The 19,624-nt window shown below is 33.1% G+C and carries 21 protein-coding genes, 1 tRNA gene and 1 other RNA gene; 13 read left to right on the forward strand and 10 right to left on the reverse strand.

Annotated elements, in window-relative coordinates; all coding sequences use genetic code 11:
• Positions 1-67: 67 nt before the first annotated feature.
• Complete coding sequence (gene tes, locus K5790_RS09925) at positions 68-1,732, reverse strand: tetraether lipid synthase Tes (protein ID WP_297594659.1); 1,665 nt, start codon at positions 1,730-1,732, stop codon at positions 68-70.
• 116 nt (positions 1,733-1,848) lie between these two features.
• Here tes and K5790_RS09930 point away from each other — a divergent pair, with 116 nt between their 5' ends.
• Genes K5790_RS09930 through K5790_RS09940 form a run of 3 tightly spaced genes read left to right on the forward strand, consistent with a single transcriptional unit; the run spans position 1,849 to position 3,284 of the window.
• Positions 1,849-2,616 (forward strand): TrmB family transcriptional regulator, encoded by a 768-nt coding sequence (locus K5790_RS09930; RefSeq protein WP_297594661.1) that lies wholly within the window; start codon positions 1,849-1,851, stop codon positions 2,614-2,616.
• Between the two features lies 1 nt (position 2,617).
• Positions 2,618-3,070, forward strand: a complete 453-nt coding sequence (locus K5790_RS09935) for a metal-dependent transcriptional regulator (RefSeq protein ID WP_297594663.1) — start codon at positions 2,618-2,620, stop codon at positions 3,068-3,070.
• A gap of 49 nt (positions 3,071-3,119) precedes the next feature.
• On the forward strand, positions 3,120-3,284 hold the full coding sequence (locus tag K5790_RS09940; protein ID WP_297594665.1) for a hypothetical protein: 165 nt from the start codon (positions 3,120-3,122) through the stop codon (positions 3,282-3,284).
• On the opposite strand, the gene K5790_RS09945 is transcribed toward K5790_RS09940, so the two are convergent.
• Positions 3,285-3,704, reverse strand: coding sequence for a secondary thiamine-phosphate synthase enzyme YjbQ (locus tag K5790_RS09945; RefSeq protein ID WP_297594667.1), 420 nt, complete (start codon positions 3,702-3,704; stop codon positions 3,285-3,287).
• 170 nt (positions 3,705-3,874) lie between these two features.
• Here K5790_RS09945 and K5790_RS09950 point away from each other — a divergent pair, with 170 nt between their 5' ends.
• Positions 3,875-4,291 carry a hypothetical protein gene (locus tag K5790_RS09950; protein WP_297594669.1) on the forward strand — a complete coding sequence of 139 codons (417 nt, stop codon included), beginning with the start codon at positions 3,875-3,877 and terminating at the stop codon, positions 4,289-4,291.
• Positions 4,292-4,324: 33 nt separating this feature from the next.
• Entirely contained in the window at positions 4,325-5,368 is a 1,044-nt protein-coding gene (locus tag K5790_RS09955) for an mRNA surveillance protein pelota (RefSeq protein ID WP_297594671.1), read from the forward strand.
• Here the strand turns inward: K5790_RS09955 and cutA are convergent.
• Entirely contained in the window at positions 5,350-5,676 is a 327-nt protein-coding gene (cutA, locus tag K5790_RS09960) for a divalent-cation tolerance protein CutA (RefSeq protein WP_297594673.1), read from the reverse strand. The genes K5790_RS09955 and cutA overlap by 19 nt on opposite strands.
• Positions 5,677-5,719: 43 nt before the next feature.
• Between cutA and K5790_RS09965 the strand changes: the two genes are divergently transcribed.
• From K5790_RS09965 to K5790_RS09980, 4 genes are all read left to right on the forward strand, one after another.
• Entirely contained in the window at positions 5,720-6,916 is a 1,197-nt protein-coding gene (locus K5790_RS09965; RefSeq protein WP_297594675.1) for a site-2 protease family protein, read from the forward strand.
• A 43-nt stretch (positions 6,917-6,959) separates the two neighbouring features.
• Positions 6,960-7,874 (forward strand): TIGR00269 family protein, encoded by a 915-nt coding sequence (locus tag K5790_RS09970; protein ID WP_297594677.1) that lies wholly within the window; start codon positions 6,960-6,962, stop codon positions 7,872-7,874.
• Between the two features lie 34 nt (positions 7,875-7,908).
• Positions 7,909-8,220, forward strand: an RNA gene (gene ffs / locus K5790_RS09975) — signal recognition particle sRNA.
• 31 nt (positions 8,221-8,251) lie between these two features.
• Positions 8,252-8,584, forward strand: coding sequence for a DUF5655 domain-containing protein (locus tag K5790_RS09980; protein ID WP_297594678.1), 333 nt, complete (start codon positions 8,252-8,254; stop codon positions 8,582-8,584).
• Here the strand turns inward: K5790_RS09980 and K5790_RS09985 are convergent.
• Entirely contained in the window at positions 8,581-8,859 is a 279-nt protein-coding gene (locus tag K5790_RS09985) for an acylphosphatase (protein WP_297594680.1), read from the reverse strand. The genes K5790_RS09980 and K5790_RS09985 overlap by 4 nt on opposite strands.
• Before the next feature lie 50 nt (positions 8,860-8,909).
• Positions 8,910-9,644, reverse strand: a complete 735-nt coding sequence (locus K5790_RS09990) for a 50S ribosomal protein L2 (RefSeq protein WP_297594682.1) — start codon at positions 9,642-9,644, stop codon at positions 8,910-8,912.
• A 103-nt stretch (positions 9,645-9,747) separates the two neighbouring features.
• Between K5790_RS09990 and K5790_RS09995 the strand changes: the two genes are divergently transcribed.
• From K5790_RS09995 to gatE, 3 genes are read left to right on the forward strand one after another with little or no spacing between them, the layout of a single operon-like run.
• Entirely contained in the window at positions 9,748-11,934 is a 2,187-nt protein-coding gene (locus K5790_RS09995) for a CDC48 family AAA ATPase (protein ID WP_297594684.1), read from the forward strand.
• Between the two features lie 32 nt (positions 11,935-11,966).
• Positions 11,967-13,256 carry a Glu-tRNA(Gln) amidotransferase subunit GatD gene (gene gatD / locus K5790_RS10000; protein ID WP_297594685.1) on the forward strand — a complete coding sequence of 430 codons (1,290 nt, stop codon included), beginning with the start codon at positions 11,967-11,969 and terminating at the stop codon, positions 13,254-13,256.
• Positions 13,257-13,269: 13 nt separating this feature from the next.
• Entirely contained in the window at positions 13,270-15,177 is a 1,908-nt protein-coding gene (gatE, locus tag K5790_RS10005; protein WP_297594687.1) for a Glu-tRNA(Gln) amidotransferase subunit GatE, read from the forward strand.
• A 6-nt stretch (positions 15,178-15,183) separates the two neighbouring features.
• On the opposite strand, the gene K5790_RS10010 is transcribed toward gatE, so the two are convergent.
• Positions 15,184-15,268: transfer RNA gene (locus K5790_RS10010), tRNA-Leu, on the reverse strand.
• Between the two features lie 77 nt (positions 15,269-15,345).
• Between K5790_RS10010 and K5790_RS10015 the strand changes: the two genes are divergently transcribed.
• On the forward strand, positions 15,346-15,510 hold the full coding sequence (locus tag K5790_RS10015; protein ID WP_297594689.1) for a hypothetical protein: 165 nt from the start codon (positions 15,346-15,348) through the stop codon (positions 15,508-15,510).
• Here K5790_RS10015 and K5790_RS10020 read toward each other — a convergent pair.
• The 4 genes from K5790_RS10020 to K5790_RS10035 are packed head-to-tail and all read right to left on the reverse strand — an operon-like array spanning position 15,507 to position 19,605.
• A complete protein-coding gene (locus K5790_RS10020) occupies positions 15,507-16,046 on the reverse strand; it encodes a hypothetical protein (RefSeq protein WP_297594691.1) in 540 nt (179 codons plus the stop codon). The genes K5790_RS10015 and K5790_RS10020 overlap by 4 nt on opposite strands.
• Positions 16,047-16,053: 7 nt before the next feature.
• Positions 16,054-17,142, reverse strand: coding sequence for a molecular chaperone DnaJ (gene dnaJ, locus K5790_RS10025; RefSeq protein WP_297594693.1), 1,089 nt, complete (start codon positions 17,140-17,142; stop codon positions 16,054-16,056).
• Between the two features lie 49 nt (positions 17,143-17,191).
• On the reverse strand, positions 17,192-19,033 hold the full coding sequence (gene dnaK / locus K5790_RS10030; protein ID WP_297594695.1) for a molecular chaperone DnaK: 1,842 nt from the start codon (positions 19,031-19,033) through the stop codon (positions 17,192-17,194).
• Complete coding sequence (locus K5790_RS10035; RefSeq protein WP_297594697.1) at positions 19,030-19,605, reverse strand: nucleotide exchange factor GrpE; 576 nt, start codon at positions 19,603-19,605, stop codon at positions 19,030-19,032. Before K5790_RS10035 ends, dnaK begins: the two co-directional genes overlap by 4 nt.
• Positions 19,606-19,624: the final 19 nt, after the last annotated feature.

Here is a 19,624-nt window from a genome sequence, read left to right on the forward strand (position 1 = left end):
TCAATGAATTTGTAATAATTTGTGTGGTTATTACTCTTTTGAAAAAAATTCGTCTAAGAAATCAGATTTACATTGTTGCTTGGGCAGCATCATGAAACATTTGGCTCTTTGCACAACCAGCAGCAAGCTCATCTCCTGCTCCACGTCTCATAAGACCACGATAAAGACCATCTTCTAATTTGACGCCTTCTCTTTCTTCCCATTCCTCTACAGTAATAGAATATTTCTTTTGGATTCTATCCCTATACCATTCTGGAATAACATTAAATGCACAGAATGGAACAATTCTAAGGTCAGGAGTTAGATAGTGAATATCACATCTTTGTAGTCTTTCCAAGTCTTCGTTGTATTTATCTTGGAAGTGCATCATACCAAGGAATAATCCTTTGACATGCCACGAACCAACTGAATCAAATGATCTCTTCATCAAAATGTTACCAAACATCTTTGCCAAATCTAATCCTGCTGGTTGTTTCTTTGTATCAACAAAGCCTTTGAGTTTCCTTACAACTTCAAGCATTGTAAAGTACTTGTTTTTACCAGAACGAATCTCTTCTGCTTTATCTTCAAATAATTCCAGCATTCCTTGAATGTCACAGAATTTTGTTAATGGAACAAATTTCTTTGTTTCTTCATCTTCAAAGATGTATGTTCCTGCACCACAAGCAAAGTGAATTGATAATTCATATTTTGGCTTGCTTGAGAATGCTTCAATTACGTTTGTTAATGGCATGCAACTTGGGACTGGGAACCAGTCATCAACAGTTACCTCACCATTTGTTTGCTCTTCGATTCTTTGAATACAATCAGGAATTGTAATTCTATATTTCTCACGCTCAGACTTGCCCATTCTACCAGTTAGTGATACTGGTTGGAAGTTTACAGCATGAACTACATCCATGTTCTTTTGAGCATATCTGATAATTCCACCTAATTCATGATCATTAATTGATTTGATAACGGTTGGGACAAATACTACAGTAGTACCGGTTTTTCTGCAACTATCAAGTGCATATGGAATCTCCCAGTGATTCTTTGGGTTTGTTCTAGCAGTTACGCCATCAAAAGATAGATACAAGTTGTTGCATCCAGCAAGTCTTACTTCTCTTGCTGCTTCAGGATCCATTGCATGTCGGATTCCATTTGTGTTCATTTGAATATGGTCAACACCTTCTTCTTTCATTATTTTAATAACATCAGCAATATCTTCTCTGAGCATTGGCTCACCGCCAGTAATCTGCATAGAGTTTCCTGGAATTGGTCTCTCAGCCCTTAGTGTCTTCATCATTGCTCTGACTTGAGTATGATCTGGCTCATACATGTAAGCGCCTTCAAGGCCTTTCTTTACATAGAAAAAGCAATACCAGCATGTCAAATCACATCTATTAGTTACAATCATGTTTGCTAATCCACTGTGAGACAAGTGATTAGAGCACAATCCACAGTTGTTTGGACAGGAACATTTGTCAATCATTACGTTTGGAGCATGAGCGCCTTTACCATCCATCCAATATGTGCTGAATTTCTTGTACATCTCATAAGATCCAAAGTATAATTCCTCACATTCACCGTGAGTTGGACATACTTTGGACATGAAGACTTTGTTATCTCTCTCAAAGACCTCTGCATCAAGTATCATGTTACAGTCAGGACATATGCTTTGAGTGAATCGAATTGTGGATTTTTTACCTAAATTTTTAGTTGATTGATTAGATATCTGAATTAGAGCCATGCCTACAACGGTGATTTTTCCAAATTAGTATATAATCCATTTCATACTTGGCCCCGTGTGCAATTTAGGATGTAGGCATGCGTGATTTAAATAGCAAAAATGATCGACTAGATCGCATGAGTATCTCTGACAAGACAAAAAAAGCATTAGAGAAAATTGGACTAACAAGTTATGAGATCAGAACATTTGCTGCTTTGCTCAAGTCAGGAGAGTTAACAGCATCAGACCTAAGTCAAAAGTCAGGAGTTCCATATTCTAAAATTTACGAAGTGTTAGGAACTCTAGAAGACAAAGGTTGGATTGGTTCAGATGATGCAAGACCAACAAAATATTTTGCAAAATCACCATCAACAGGATTAGAGACTACAAAGCAGAAAATGGAAAATGATTTTTCTCAGAATCAAAGTGTAATTTTAAATGAATTAGTACCATTGTATGAGAAAAGTGGAACAAGTGAAAGACCTGATATTTGGGTACTCTCAGGAGCTATAAACATTGCAGCTAAAATTTTAGAAATGGTAGAGACTTGCCGAAATGAAGTAATGATAGCATTACCAGAAGCTGGAGAAGAACTAGTAAAACAAGCATTACCAAAACTAAGATCACTTCATGACAAAGGAGTAGATATTACAATATTAACATCAGATAAGATGGACAAGGAATCAATCAAGGCAATCAAGAGAGTTGCAACTGTAAAAATCAAAAAGGGTTTGTTTGGTGGAGGCATAATTTCAGACAAAAGATATGTTGTGATTCTTTTAGGCCCTGAGATTGGAGGAACAAATTCATCAGATGTTGTAGCAATATGGGCAGATCATGCAGGACTAGCAGGATTTGCACGAAATTACTTTGAATATTTATTAAAAGATTCAAAGGTGATATAGTATGGATTCTCTAGATGATGAAGAAGTTCTGTTTGTAGGAACTGCTGATGCTGAACATGTTGAAATGTATCTAAAGGCAATTTGGCACATTAAAGAGAGAGGAGAAGAAGTTAAGATTAGCACAATAGCTAAAATGCTCAATGTCAGACAACCTAGTGTTGTTCAAATGCTCAAAAAACTAAATGGAAAGAATTTGGTAAATTACAATAAAGCAGGAGTTAAACTCACAGAAGATGGAGAAAAAATTGGTTCTAGTATGATGAGAAATAGTAGATTATTAGAAGTTCTGATGGATAGTGCTCTCAAAGTAGAAATTGATGAAGAAATGGTATGTGGGATTGAACATCATATGAACAAACAATTTACCGATGCGCTTTGTACAATGTTAAAACATCCAAGAAAATGTCCCCATGATCATAAAATTCCAATGGGCGAATGCTGCAAATCTTCATAACAAAAACATTATCCCAAAAGATATATCATCTTAGAAATAATATTTAATCATGGCATGCTTTTGTGGATGTGAAACATATGAAAAATATGAAGATGGGTTCAAAATTGCATGTGTAAAATGCGGTCACGGACCACAAAATCATGATGAAGAATTCAGAGCGGCTGCAAGAAAGAATGAATCCCAAAGTCAAAAACGTGATGCAGATTTCGGATAATTACTCACCAATAATTTTAACCAAAACTCGCTTTGGTCTTTTTCCATCAAACTCTCCATAGAAGATTTGCTCCCATGGACCAAAATCTAATTGACCATTTGTTATAGCCACTACAACCTCTCTTCCCATTACTTGTCGTTTAAGATGTGCATCTGCATTATCTTCCCCAGTGTTATTGTGTTCATATTGAGAAACTGGTTCATGTGGTGCTAATCCTTCCAACCACTTTTCATAATCGTGATGAAGTCCACTTTCATTATCATTAATGAAAACGCTTGCAGTAATGTGCATTGCATTGACAAGACATAGTCCTTCTTGGATTTTGCTTTTTGAAACTAATTTTCTTACATCAGGTGTAATGTTAACAAATGCTCGTCTGGTTTTAACTTGAAATGTTAGATATTCAGTTAGAGATTTCATATGATTAATAGAAAATCATCCATTAAAATACTAAAGCAGGCTCAGAACTCAAGATCCTCATCACCAATCAAAGGGATAGGTTCATCACAGCCTGCATGCCATATTTGAGGCAGATTCCTATTGAGTCTTTCAAGAAGCTTGATAAATGGCCAAGAGTTCAATCATTCAAAATGGTTGCAATTGATACTCCTGCCTCATTGGAAAGTTTTAGAAGATTTATCATTTCTAGTACATGCAAATCATATGCACCAAGAAGTTATTTGGATGATTTTGAGGTTTTTGCAGAAAGAGAAGATGAACTAGGAGCAATTTATGTGGAAGCAGCTGATAAAGTCACATTAAAAAAAATTAGAGACATTACATTTGTTAATGCTAGAGATGTTTTAGGAATTATTTATAATTCAAAGAGTGGAAATACATCTCTGAAATGGCGTCAAATTCGAAGAACTAATGGAAAAGTTTCTGGTGAAGCTTCTGCAAACTCACTAACAAATCTTGCAGAATCAGGAGTTCTAACCTTGGATTGGGTTGAAAACTACCTAAAGAAAAAATCAGAAGAAACAAAAACTAACGAAGTTACAAGCTAAACTCTTTTCTTTCTGTAGAATAGAGAGATAATCATGATTACAAAAATTATTGATGATAATTCAATTTCTGTAATACCAGAAGATTCCGATGATCTGTTAAGTTTACGTAGAATAATTAAAGAAAACGATAAAGTGGTTGGAGACACAACTAGAGTCCTAAAACAAGATAAGGATTATGCAAGACCAGACAAAGGTGAAAGAATCAAAATAAGAATTGCGTTAACTGTAGAAAAGATCTCACTTGATGATGTTTTAGACAGATTAAGAATTGGAGGTACAATTTCTGAATCAAGCAATGAATCAGTACCACATGGATCACACCATTCATTTATTCTTAAAGTAAATGATGGAATTACAATTTCAAAGAAAAAATGGCTACCAATTGAAAAAAATCTTTTAGAGGCAAGTAATAATCAATTAGGCTTTGTACTTGTAGCCATAGATACTGCAGATTGTGGAATTGCAAGGCTTAGAGGAACACATTTGGAGTTTATGCCAAATATTTATTCAGGTTCAGGTGGGAAGAGATACAAAACCAATTTCAATATTGAAAAATTCTTTGAAAACATACAACAAGCTGTTTCAAGTATTATCAAAGAAGGTGATTCGCTTGTAATTTTTGGTCCAGGTGAAACTAAAAAAAGATTTTCAAATTTTATTGCAAAGTCACAAAAATACAAAATTCAAGTTGTTGAAGGTATTGATTCAGGTGGTGAAGATGGGATCTACACATTTACCAAATCAAAGACAATGCAAGAGATAATGTCAGATAGTAAATTAGCTAAAGTTTCATCAATTATTGATGAAGTAATGCATTTGGTAAATAAAAAAAGTAGAAAATTTACTATGGGTTTTGATGAAACATATAATGCAAATCAAATTGGTGCAGTTGATTCGCTAGTTTTTTCAGACAAAGCAATTCAAGAAATTGATGAGCAGAAAATGATTAATTTTTTAAATGATGTTGAAAGTAAGGGAGTTAAAATTTACAGTGTAGATTCATCTACAGATATAGGCTTAAGGGTAACAGGTCTAGGAGGAATAATTTCATTATTGCGTTATCCTGTTGAATCCTGAGTTGTAGATTCTATTAACCAATTTAGATATGATTTGTTAATTGATGTTATATTCACTTCTGCAATTTCTGGAACATCATATGGATGTGTTTCCTGAATTTTCTTTTTTACTAGTTTCTTATTTTTAGTCAATGTTTTAAAAATAGCTAGATATTCTGAAGTATTTTCTATTTTTTTATTCCATGAATAAACAGAAGAGATTTTTGAAATGTTTACACATGCTATATCGTTGTTTTTTACAAGTTCTTTTGCAATTTTTAAAATTGATTTTTTGTCAGGATAAGTAGAGATTATTATCACTGGTTTCATAGTAACCGATAAATGTACGTACTTTAAAAAATTAACAATTAGTTTGGAACTTGATTTTATTACTCAGAATTCGATCATCTATGTGTTAATTGCATGGGTTGCAATTGTTATCATTGCAAAAGGTCTAAAATTTGAAAAGTATGGCTTTGAGATAAAGGCATATAGTTTAGTTTACAAAAATAAACAAGTCAATTCAGTATTAATCAAAATTTTGAGCAGAACAAAAAGAGGCATTAGAGTTTTTGCTGATGTAAGTGTAATTTCTGGATTTATTATGATGGGTTTTGCATTTTGGTTTTTGTTAAATAACGTTTCAAATTATTTTGTAGCTCAAAGTGAATTTTCTGAATTAACAGTATTAATTCCAGGAGTCACATTAACTTCATCATCATCAATTACTTACTTTTTGCTATCCATTCCAATTGTTCTAGTAATTCATGAAGGAGCACATGGAATAGTTGCTGCATTAGAAAAAATCAAAATCAAAACTGGAGGATTTGCAATTTTTATTGCAATGTTTGCAGGATTTGTGGAACCAGACGAAGAAGAATTTGAAAAGGCTAAAAAGATTTCAAAACTAAGAGTAATTGGAGCAGGTGCTACATCAAATGTAATTTTTGCATTTATTTTAGGAGCAATTCTATTAACAAATCCATTTTTTGCAATGGTTTTACCTGAACCACTTTTGAGTGCATTCTATGAATTGCCAGATGGTGTTTTAGTATTATCAATTATTGAAAATTCTGGAGCTGAAAAAGCGGGCTTGCAGGCAAATGATATAATAACTTCAATTAACGATATACCGATTCATAGTCCAATAGATTTTCCCAGTTTGAATCCTGGAGAAACTGCAAGTGTTACGGTGATTAGAGACGGTCAATTGTTGAACTTTGGTGTAGAAATTACTCCATCACCTGAAGATCCAGATCGGGGATTAATTGGGATAATGCGAGATAATACATTTGCATACAAACCTGTAATGAACTTCATCGAATGGAATGATCCCAATGTTTCAATGTTTTTGTTATGGCTTTGGATGATTTCATTTTTCATAGGAATTATCAACATGTTACCATTACCAATCCTGGATGGAGGAAAATTCATTCATACAATAATTGATAAGAGAATTTCAGATAAATCAATTAATGGTGTAATGTGGGGAATCTACGCCTTCACTTTTGTCCTGTTTGGTCTCAATATTGCTTTATCATATATGAAATCGGGTTGGTTTACTATCTAAAAAATACCTAAAGAATCATTAATGAAAAATTATATCTGAAATTATGCAATGCGATAGATGTGAGAATCAAGCAGTCTATACTAGAAAATATTCTGGTCAAAAACTATGCTCACATTGTTTCTCTCATTCTATTTTAAGAAAAACAGCAAAAACGATATCAAAATACAACATGATCAATCATAATGAATTAGTAGCAGTTGCAGTTTCTGGTGGAAAAGATTCTTTGGCATTACTTAAAGTAATTCATGAAATGGCATCTACTCATAATTTTAAAATCAAAGCAATTACAATTGATGAGGGAATTCCAGGATATAGGAATGAGGCATTAGAGATTGTTGAAAAATTTTGTGAGAAATTAAATGTAGAACATAAAGTTTATTCTTACAAGGATCTCTTTGAGTTAACCCTTGATGAAGCATTAGAATTAAGAGATAGTGAAAAGACATCTTCTTGTTCAATTTGTGGAACTCTTAGAAGACGTGCAATTGATCATGCTGCAAAAGATATAGGAGCTGATGTAATTGCAACTGGTCATAATTTAGATGATACGCTTCAAACATTTGTCATTAACATGCTCTCAGGTGATACAAATAAAATTGGATGGATGGATCCTGATACAACAAATAATTCAGTTAGAAAGATAAAACCATTTTGTGAAATTTATGAATCTGAAATTGTGTTTTATGCATTTACAAATGATCTTCCTTTTCAATCAGAACCTTGTCCACATATGAATGAGGGAATAAGAACAGAGATTCGTGAATTTCTTAACACCTTAGAAAATCAACATAGTGGAATTAAAAATAATTTGTATCAATCAGTTCTCAAAGTATCCCAGATTGTAAAGAATTCAAATTCAAAAATCAAAACAAATTGTGAAAAATGTGGTAATGAATGTACTGGAAACGTATGCTCAGTATGCAACATGGTTTTAAAACTAAAAGAAAATCAAACCTAATGCAAATATAACATACTTTCTTAAGAAAAAATGGTAGTAGGTAGGATCAGGGTGCCAGCCGTGCCCTATTCTGAAACCGGCTATATGCAGAGATCAGCAACTGTTGGGTAAATCTCTAGATGGGTAATTCCCGCTTGGTGTGCGGAAATGAAATCACGCCGAGGCGGGTGGTTGCAGGACTAGAATTATCCGAAGGGATAACGTCTAAGACCGAACCATCGAAAGGGATGAGGTCCGGGAGGGAGCAATCCTAAGGTGGAGCATCCACGCTTCCTCGTCAACGTGGCGGATCTTGTATGCCTTGAAATGGGGCTATTCGTCTAGACTGGAACCAACAGTACTACTACCTTTATAATAAAAATTTAATTTTTAAGATTATGGAAGGGATAATTTCATTTGGTAACAAGAGAACGTATGAAGACTTTAAAAAACAAATTCCAAACTCAGTTCTTCCTCTTTTTGATTCATTAAGAGAATATTGTTTTTCTCTAGGAGAAAATGTAATAGAAGATGTTAGAATGCACAGAGTTGTTTTTTGTAAATCTATGACGTTTAGATGGTTTGCAGACGTAGAACCTCAAAAAGATGGTGTTTTAATCAAAATTCAAAAAAACAGAAAAGAGATTCCACAAATAATACAAATAAATCAAAACCAGAAAAAATCAGATTGGGATAAAATGATTAAAGAAGCATATGAAGAAATTCATTAATACAATACATCAAATTTCAAAAATTCACCAGTAAATTTTTCATTACGTATCTCAACATCTTCAACTCGTGCATTTGCAGGACCTCCATGTGCCCATTCAACTAATCTGCTAATTTTTTCTTCATCACCTTCTAAAACAGCCTCAACACGTCCATCCTTGAGATTTCTAACCCATCCAAAAACATCATTTTTCTTTGCCATGACTTTTAATGCTTGACGAAAAAAAACACCTTGTACTTTACCTGTTACAAATATTCTAATTCGTTGATTTGACATTAGAAATAATTTGAAATCAGGTATTAATCAATTTTAGGTTAATTGAGAAACTACTTTCTTTCTTTAATTCTAGCTCTTCCTGTTTTTCGTGCTGCAATGCTACCTACCTTGGCACCAGGAGGAGCATCTCTTGAAACTGTAGAGCTTTGTCCAACATGTTGATGACGTCCACCACCGTGTGGGTGAACATATGCTGCTTGTGCAACACCTCTAACAATTGGATATTTCTTTCCTTTAGCTTTAAAACTACGCCACTTGTTTCCTGCACTCATAAAATGACGTTCACTTGCTCCACCACCAGCAAGAGTACCTATCATAGCTCTATTTTTTGGGTTAAGAATAGCAAATTTTCCGGAAGGAAGTTTTACAGTAACTCCTTCATCACCATGTGAAAAGACAGTTGCATTGGTTCCTGCTGATTTAACTATAGCACCACCGTCTCCAAAGTGTTTTTCAATATTACAAACAATAGTTCCATCAGGAATATTTTGAACACTAATCACATTTCCTTTTTGAATTTCAGATTTTAATCCAAATTGTAAAGTTTCACCTACTTTGGCACCCAAAACTGCAGGCACATAAGAAACAGAGCCATCCTCAAATCTTATTTTTGCCAATGGAGCTTCTCGTCCACGTTCATGAACCAAGTCAATAATTTTTCCTTCATGTTGTTCTGCTAGTGGAAAACGTGGATAATTTGCCTTGGAACCTAATTTTCCAGTAGATGTAGATCTAAACTGAAATCCTCCACGGCCACGTCGTCTAACTAATGGTCTCTTACCCAAGTTGATCGTTTCCCTCAGAAAGATGATTTTAAGCTTGTGGTGATACTTGTTAGTTGATAAAATTACCACAAAGGTATAAAAATTAGACAGGGGGCATTTGAGTATGAGTCAAAATGCTCTTTCTCTTAAAGTTCTCGAGGCATATACTAGAGATGTAGGTAGAGGAGTAGCAAGAATAGATTATGATTCTATGGATACTCTAAATGCTTCAACTGGAGATGTAATAGAGATCAAAGGAAAGAGAAGGACAGTTGCAAAATGTCTCCCACTTTATCCATCAGATGAAGGAAAAGGAATAATCAGAATTGACGGTCTTGGACGAAATAATTCAGGAATTGCAATTGGAGACACCATTTCAGTTAGAAAAATTAAAGCAGTTGCAGCAGAAAAAGTAGTAGTTGCACCACTAGAGGCTATTCCTCCAATTGATGAGAGATATTTAGCTGATGCTTTAGAAAGTGTTCCTTTGATTAAAGGAGATAATGTAATGGTTCCATACTTTGGTGGGCGTTTAACTTTTCAAGTAATCGGAGTAACTCCAGCAGCTGATGCTGTTTTAGTTACTCAAAAAACTGTTTTCCATATTGCTGAAAAAGGTGAAACATTACGTGGTGTTCCACAGGTGACCTATGAAGATATTGGTGGTTTAACAGATGAAATTAAAAAAGTAAGAGAAATGATAGAGCTTCCATTAAGACATCCAGAAATTTTTGAGAAACTAGGAATTGAAGCACCAAAAGGAGTCTTATTGTACGGACCTCCTGGAACAGGAAAGACATTGCTTGCAAAAGCAGTTGCAAATGAAAGTAATGCACACTTTATCAGTATTTCAGGTCCAGAAATTATGAGTAAATTTTATGGAGAAAGTGAAGCTAGATTAAGAGAAATTTTCAAAGAGGCCAGAGAAAAAGCACCTTCAATTATCTTTGTTGACGAAATCGATTCTATTGCACCAAAGAGAGAAGAAGTCACCGGTGAGGTTGAGAGAAGAGTTGTGTCTCAAATGTTATCATTAATGGACGGACTTGAAGCAAGAGGAAAAGTAATTGTAATTTCTGCAACCAATAGACCAAATGCAATTGATCCTGCACTTAGAAGGCCAGGAAGATTTGATAGAGAAATTGAGATTAAAGTTCCGGATAAAAAAGGAAGAAAAGACATTCTTGCAATTCACAGTAGAAACATGCCGTTATCTGATGATGTCAATATTGATAAAATTTCATCAGTTAGTCATGGGTATGTAGGAGCAGATCTAGAATATCTTTGTAAAGAAGCAGCAATGAAATGCTTGAGAAGATTACTTCCTGTGCTTAACTTAGAAGAAGAGAAAATTCCTCCTGAGACATTAGACAAATTAATTGTAAACAATGATGATTTTCTTAAGGCATTGATTGAAGTAACTCCTTCAGGAATGCGCGAAGTCTTCATTGAAAATCCTGATGTAAAATGGGATGATGTTGGTGGTTTAGAAGATGTAAAACGAGAGTTGCAAGAGGCCGTAGAGTGGCCAATGAAATATCCTGGACTTTATGACAAACTAGGACATAGTATGCCAAGAGGTATCTTATTACATGGTCCAAGTGGTACTGGAAAAACATTGCTTGCAAAAGCAGTTGCAACACAAAGTGAAGCTAATTTTGTCTCAGTAAGAGGACCCGAGCTCCTTTCAAAGTGGGTTGGAGAATCAGAAAGAGGAATAAGAGAAATTTTCAAAAGAGCACGCCAATCAGCACCATGTGTGATTTTCTTTGACGAAATAGATTCAATTGCACCAATTAGAGGAGCTGGTGGAGAAACGGCAGTTACTGAAAGAGTTGTGAGTCAATTACTTACTGAATTAGACGGAATGGAGAATATGCATGGTGTAATAGTTTTAGCTGCAACAAATAGAGCTGATATGATAGATCCAGCATTATTAAGACCAGGTAGATTTGATAAAATTATTCAAATCCCACTTCCAGACAAAGAAAGTAGAAAGAGTATCTTAAAAATCAATGCTGCAAAAATACCAACAGTTACTGACGAAAGTGATCCTCAATGTGTCAATATAGAAAAAATTGCAGAATTAACTGATGGTTTGAGTGGTGCTGATACTGCATCAATTGCAAATACTGCAGTTTCCTTAGTTATTCACGAATTCTTGGATTCACATCCAGATGAGAAAGATATTGAGAAAACCACTATTGATGCGAAGGTTACTATGAAACATTTTGAAGAGGCTGTAAAGAAAGTAAGAGAGCAAAAAGACCTCAAGATGGGCGAAAAATTAGTAGCTTCCTATTACAGGTAGTTTTAATAAAATAACCAATCTAATTCTCATAAATGTCAGATTATAGAGGATATGAGGGAGATTCTTTACAATTTCTTAAATCAAATAACATATCTGTTAGTGATTCTGTAAAAATTTTAGCCGATATTACTTATTCAGGCATAATTATGCCAAGATATGAGCATAGTGATGATAAACACATAGTTTTGAAATTAAAGAGTGGATACAATATTGGTTTAGAAATTGAAAAGATCAAAGGAATTGAAAAAATCAAATCTACTGAAAAAGATAATCAGCAACATGAAAAAGTAGAAAAAGTTTCAGGATTACCAAAAATTCTATTATTATCAACTGGAGGGACAATTGCAAGCAAGATTGACTACAGAACAGGAGCTGTTACACCAGTATTAACAGCTGAAGAATTGAATTCGTCTGTTCCAGAACTTGCTAAAATGGCAAGTATAGATGCAGAGGTTCTATTATCAGAATATTCTGAAAATATCACACCAGAGCATTGGTTACAAATTGCTGAAAAAATTAATGATTATTCAAAATCAGATTATTCAGGAATTATTATTGCACACGGTACAGATACAATGCATTATACATCATCTTTTTTGTCATTTGCCCTTGCAGGTTTTCCTATACCAATTGTATTAGTCGGATCTCAAAGATCATCAGATCGCGCTTCATCAGATGCAGCATTAAATTTGATCGGAGCAACAAAATTTATCATAGAAAGTAACACCAAAGGTGTTTTCGTTGTAATGCATCAAGATGAAAATGATGATACACTAGCATGTCATATTGGAACGAGAGTCAGGAAGAATCACACTAGTAAGAGAGGAGCATTTCAAACAATTGGAGATAATCCAGCATTTATAATTACAGAAAATCAAATTCAAAAAAATATTTCTGAAGATGTTTTTAAGATAAATGAATTTCAATCTAAAATTAAAATCGATACACGCGTTGCATTAGTAAAATATTATCCTGGATATAATCCCAAATTATTAGATCATATTATTGAGATGGGGTATAGAGGGATAATTTTTGAAGGAACTGGATTAGGTCACATTGGAAATTCAATGTATGAGAGTGTAAAAAAAGCAAAAGATAAAGGGATTTTTTTAGGTATGACCTCTCAATGTATTGATGGTAGAATTAGTATGACAGTATATGAAAGCGGACGAGATTTACTTGATCTAGGCATAATTCCATTAGAAAATATGATTCCAGAAGTAGCTCTAGTAAAAACAATGTGGGCAATGGGAAATTTTCAAGATGCTGAAGAAATAAAGAAAATCATGCTTGAAAATATAGCATCAGAATTATCATACTAATGAGGGAGTTAGAATGTCAGAATTTTCCATAAATGATGTGGGGGTAAAAGTAGGACTAGAAATTCATCAACAACTAGCTACTAACAAAAAATTATTTTGTAATTGTAAACAGTTGGAATCAGATGAATATTTTATAAAATTTCAGAGAAAATTACGAGCATCAAAAAGTGAATTAGGTGAATATGATCCTGCAGCACTGTTTGAAAAATCCAAGTCAAAAACAATAATGTATTATGCTAATCCAGAAAGTAGTTGTCTAGTAGAGCAAGACGAAGAACCACCACATAAACTAGATGAAGATGCAAGAAAAACGGCATTAATTATTGCTTCAATATTAAAATCAAATGTTTTTAGTGAAATTTACCCTATGAGAAAAACAGTTGTTGATGGTTCTAATACAACTGGATTCCAACGAACTATGTTAATTTCCCAAGGTGGTAATTTTGAAGTTGAAGGAAAAAGTATTGGAATTCAATCTATATGTCTTGAAGAAGATGCCGCAAAAAATTTAGGTGATGAAGGATCTATAAGAAAATTTGGCTTAGAACGTCTTGGTATACCTTTAGTGGAAATTGCAACTGAGCCATTCGAAATAAATCCTAAAGAAATTAAAAAAATTGCTTTAGGATTAGGAAGAATTTTGAGAAGCACCAAGAGAGTAAAAAGAGGATTGGGTTCAATTAGACAAGATGTTAATGTTTCAATTAAAGATGGGGGAGTTGTAATTGAAGTAAAAGGAGTTCAACAATTAGATCAATTAGAAAAAGTAGTAGAATTTGAGGCTAAAAGACAACATGGCTTATTAAAAATTTCAAATAAACTACAAGAATTAGAATGGAATCATAATGTTGATGATGATCGAAAAATAGTCACAAAACAATTTGAAAAATGTAAATCAAAAATTATTCAAAATGCTATAAAGAAAAATCAGGAGATCGTTTCAATAGTATTTAAAAACATGAAAGGTATTTTTGGATATTCACCTTATGAAGGAATTCGATTAGGGAAAGAAGTTGCAGAATTAGTAAGATTTTTTGGGTTAGGTGGAGTTTTTCATTCCGATGAGCTACCAAATTATGGAATAGAAGAAAAAGATATAGAAAATTTGAAAGAATTTTTAAAAATTAATGAGAATGATGCATTTTTAGTTTTAGCTATTCCATTTGAAATGATGCACACAGTTATTGATCAAATTATTTTAAGAATAAAACATATCAAAAATGAAGGAATACCAATAGATACACGACTAGCTACGCAAACAGGTGAGACAAAATTTCTAAGACCTAGACCTGGTGCTGCAAGAATGTATCCAGAAACAGATATTCCCCCCATCTTAATCTCAAAAAATGAATTAGAAGATACAAGAAACAATTTACCAAAATCATGGGATGAATCTATCAAAGAATTGCAAATAAAATATAAAATTAATCCACAACTAGCAGAACAAATTTTTGATTCAAGGTATTTGGAATTGTTTGAAAGAATTGTTGATAAAATTAGCATCAATCCCACATTTGTTGCATCAATTTTATGTTCTACAATTACTAATTTAGAGAGAAACGGTCTAAATTCTAATTTATTACAAAATGAAGATGTTGTAAAAATATTTGAATTGTTAGAAAATGGAAAAATTGCTAAAGAATCAATTGAGATAATTTTTGAAAATATAATGGCTGGAAAATCTAAGACTATTGAAGAGGCAATGAAAAATACTTCAATTGAGGCTGTAAATGAAGTTGATCTGGAGAAATTTATTGAAAATATAGTAGAAAAAAATCAAGAAATAATTAAAAATCAAAAAGAAAGAGCAGTTGGACCATTAATGGGAATTGCCATGAAAGAATTAAGAGGAAAAGCCTCTGGAGAAATTATTAACAATCTACTTTTAAAAAATATTAAGAAAAAATTGCAAAGTGTTTGACTAGAATGCGGGAAGTGGGATTTGAACCCACGAACTCCTAGAAGATAAGGATCTGAACCTTACGCCGTTGACCAGGCTGGGCGACTCCCGCATCGTAAATTTTTAAAATCTAGAATAAGTTTCTTTATTATACAATAGGGAACTACAAAAAGTGAATCAAGTGTAAAAATGGAATTTAGAGAAGTTTATTGTATTAATTGTAAAAAAGTACTTGGACGTTATAATACTAAATTTTACAATGAAGATAAAATTGGAGAACTACTTAAAACAACTCATTCAAATCACATTAGAAACGGACACCAAGTAAACATAAGAAAATTTGTAAAAGATTAATTTTTTGATATTTGTTCTATTGCTTCTGAAAGTTTTGAAATTCGGGTGATATTATTATCATTGATATGTAAATTCCAAGGTTGTGAATACAGAATTACATTTTTTTTATGTTCAAGAAATTTTTTGGCATTTAATGGAGAGTCATCAATGAATACATCATAATCTAGATCAGCCTTCATCGGACCATCAATAACTGAAACATAGTTATCATATGTAATATTATGGTGATTTAACCAGTTTTTTACAAAAGAGTCAGTAGAACGTTCTCTTGCCGTAACAATATCTACTTGAGCAAAATTTGAGAGATTTTTTGTTACAGTAGATAAATTATTTTCAGTTGGTGGCACAGAAATCCAGTCTTTCCAGCATGAATTCAATTCAACATAGAAATCAAATTGATTTATTTGAAATTTGTTCCAAAAATTCCAATCAGTAATTTGTTCTTTAGTTATTTTAGGTCTTTTTTTATTACTAACATTTAACCAAGATTTGATTACATCTGCAAGTACTCCATCAACATCTAAGGCTACTTTCATAAGTTATCTATTCACTGATTTTTTTAAATTCATCTAGAAGTTTTTTTTGTTGTTTATTGAGTTTTTGAGGAATGTTTACCACAATTCTAACATATTGATCTCCTCTACCTCTAGAATTTATGTATGGTACTCCTTTTCCCTTAAGCTTTACAATAGTATTGGGTTGACTTCCAGAATCAACTTTTATTTTTTCAGAACCTTCAAGAGTTGGAACAATAATATCACAGCCTAAAGCAGCGTCAACCATTGAAACATTATGATCATAAAAAATATCTTTTCCATCTCTTTTAAATATTGAATGAGGTTGAACTCTAACTCGTATAATCAAATCACCGTTAGAACCATTAGGGATCTCATTTCCTTCATTTTGTACAGTGTAATCACCTGAATCTATCCCAGGTGGAATTTCAAAAGTTACTTTTTTGGAACCTTGTTTAATGGCTCTTCCTTTACAATCATCACATGGAGTTTCAATTATTGTACCATTGCCTCTACATGAAGAACATGGAACAGCAGTAACAAAGGAAGCAAATCCCATATTTCTACTCTGTCTTACTTGTCCTTGACCATTACATGAAGAACATGTTTTCTTGTTGGTACCGGGTTTACAACCAGTTCCATTGCAAGTATTACATTGGATTTGTTTATTGATTTCAATTTCCATTTTTTTACCATGTAAAACATCCTCCAATGTCACAGAAGTTTGGTAAAGAATATCAGAGCCTCTTTGTTGATTAAATCCAAATCCTCCGCCTCCACCACGACCAAATATTGATTCAAAAATGGATTCAAATCCGCCTCCACCACGACCAAATATATCACTGAAATCACCACGTGCACCTTGAAAAATATCTTCACTACTATATCGTCCATCTACACCTGCATGACCATGTTGATCATAGATTTGTTTTTTTTCAGGATCTGATAAAACGGCATATGCTTCTGAAATTTCTTTAAAATGTTCTGCAGCCTCATCAGATTTATTTCGATCTGGATGAAATTTTAAAGCTAATTTTCTATATTGTTTTTTAATCTCTTCTGGCGAAGTTGTTTTTGAAACTCCTAAAACCTCATAGTAATCACGTTTTGCACTCATAAGTCATTCCTTTATTGTGAATGCCGTATAAATGATTGAATTTAGAAAACTAATTGGATTTATTTTCATCAGTTGAAGATGATTCATTAGGTTGTCCTTCAGCAGATCCTTGTTGTCCTTCTGGACCAGGTGGTGGGGTTGCATTTTTGTAAAGCTCAGTAGTTACTTCGTTAACAAGGGTTTGTAATGTTTCTAGTTTAGGTTTTAACTCAGAGGGTTCTTTATCAAGGACTTCTTTTACTTCTTTAACAGCATCAGTAATTTTAATTCCTTGTTCTTGAGAGATTTTATCTTTAAGATCATGATTAACTAATTTTTCTGTAGTATAGATGTAGCTTTCAGCTTCATTCCTAAGATCAATTTTTTCTTTCTTCTTTTTATCTTCATCAGAAAACTTTTCTGCATCTTCTTTTAGTTTTTCAATTTCTTCTTTAGATAGTTTTGAACTGGATTCTATAGTAATTTTTGCTTCTTTTTGGGTTCCAAGATCTTTAGCAGTTACATTAATTATTCCATTAGCATCAATATCAAATTTCACTTCAATTTGTGGGATTCCTCTAGGAGCTGGTGGTAAATCAGTTAGATTGAAACTTCCTAAAGATACATTATCAGTTGCCATAGGGCGCTCACCTTGAACAATATGGATAGTTACAGCAGTTTGATTATCTGCAGCAGTTGTGAAAACTTTGCTTTTAGAGGTTGGGATTGTTGTATTTCTTTCAATTAGTGGCTCTCTAACACCACCTAGAGTTTCAATTCCTAAAGTTAATGGAGTTACATCAAGTAAAACAATATCACTGGTAACATCTCCTGCAATAACACCTGCCTGAATTGCTGCTCCCATAGCTACTGCTTCCATTGGATCAACTCCTGATTCAACACTTTGACCTACAACCTCACTAACAAATTTTCTAACTAGTGGAATTCTAGTTGGACCTCCAACCATTACAATTTTACTAATATCAGAATTTGAAAGTTTTGCATCTTCTAATGCTTTAATAATTGAAGGCTTACATCGTTCAACAATTGGTCGAATTAATTCATCTAGTTTTGCTCTTGTAATTCTCAATTCAAGATTTTTTGCACCAGTTGATGGATCATGTGCTATAAATGGTAAATTAACATCTGTTTCCATCACAGTAGATAATTCAATTTTTGCTTTTTCAGATGCTTCTCTGATTCTTGTCATTGCAGTTGAATCATTTGAAAGATCAATTCCTTCCTTTTTCTTGAATTCATCTACAATGTAATCAATTAGAACTTTATCCATATCAGTTCCTCCTAATTGGGTATCACCAGAAGTACTCATTACTTCAAATACGCCACCACCCATTTCCATTATAGTTACATCTAAGGTTCCACCACCAAAATCAAATACCAAAATTTTCATATCATCTTTAGCTTTATCCAATCCATATGCCAAAGATGCTGCAGTTGGTTCATTGATTATTCTTACAACATCAAGACCTGCAATTGTTCCAGCATCCTTAGTTGCCTGTCTCTGATTATCATCAAAATATGCAGGTACAGTAATTACTGCTTTTTCAACTTTTTCACCAACAAAAGATTCTGCATCAGCTTTAATCTTTTGGAGAATAAAAGCAGAGATTTGTTGTGGTTTGTATTCTTTATCTTTAATTTTAAAAGTATAATCAGTTCCCATCTTTCTTTTAGCTGCCACAATTGTACTATCAGGATTAGTTACAGCCTGTCTTCTTGCAGGTTCTCCAACTAATAGATCACCGTCTTTTGTGAACGCAACTACAGATGGAAATGCTTTACCACCTACAGTGGAACCCTCAGCAGCAGGAATGATTGTGGGTTTTCCACCCATAACTACTGCAGCAGCAGAGTTACTTGTTCCTAAATCGATTCCAATTATTTTTGTCATTTTTTATCATCATCCTTTTTTGAAATTTCTACTAATGTTGGTCTTATAACCCTCTCATGAGAAATATATCCTTTCCTGATCTCCTTTGTAATTGTATTATCATCTAAATCTGGATCAGAAATTATTGAAATAGCTTCATGCAAATTTGGATTAAAAATTTCACCTAATGCATCAATAGGAACTACATTGTATTTACTCAATAAAGAATCCATATTTTTTAGAATTGATTCAAGACCTTCAGTGTTAATTTTACTTTCAGAAAAAACATTTTTTGCTCTTACAAAATCATCATATATTTTAAGAAAATCTAAAACAAATTCATCAATTTTTGCATTAACTCCCCTTTCAATATCGGATTGTGTTTTTTTATTTAGGTTTTGAAAATCAGCTAAAACATGTTTTAATTTCTCTTCAGTTTCATTTGATTTTTTCTTTTCAATGTCCAATAATTTTTCTAGTTCTTCAATTTTATTCTTTGAATCCTCTAATACTTGATCAAGCTGATTATCTTCAGTTTTATTTTCTTTTACTACACTAACAGGTATTTCATCAGGATTTTTTTCATCAGACATTTCAAACAGAATAATAAAT

The organism is Nitrosopumilus sp., from assembly GCF_025698945.1.
In the GTDB taxonomy this organism is placed as follows: domain Archaea; phylum Thermoproteota; class Nitrososphaeria; order Nitrososphaerales; family Nitrosopumilaceae; genus Nitrosopumilus.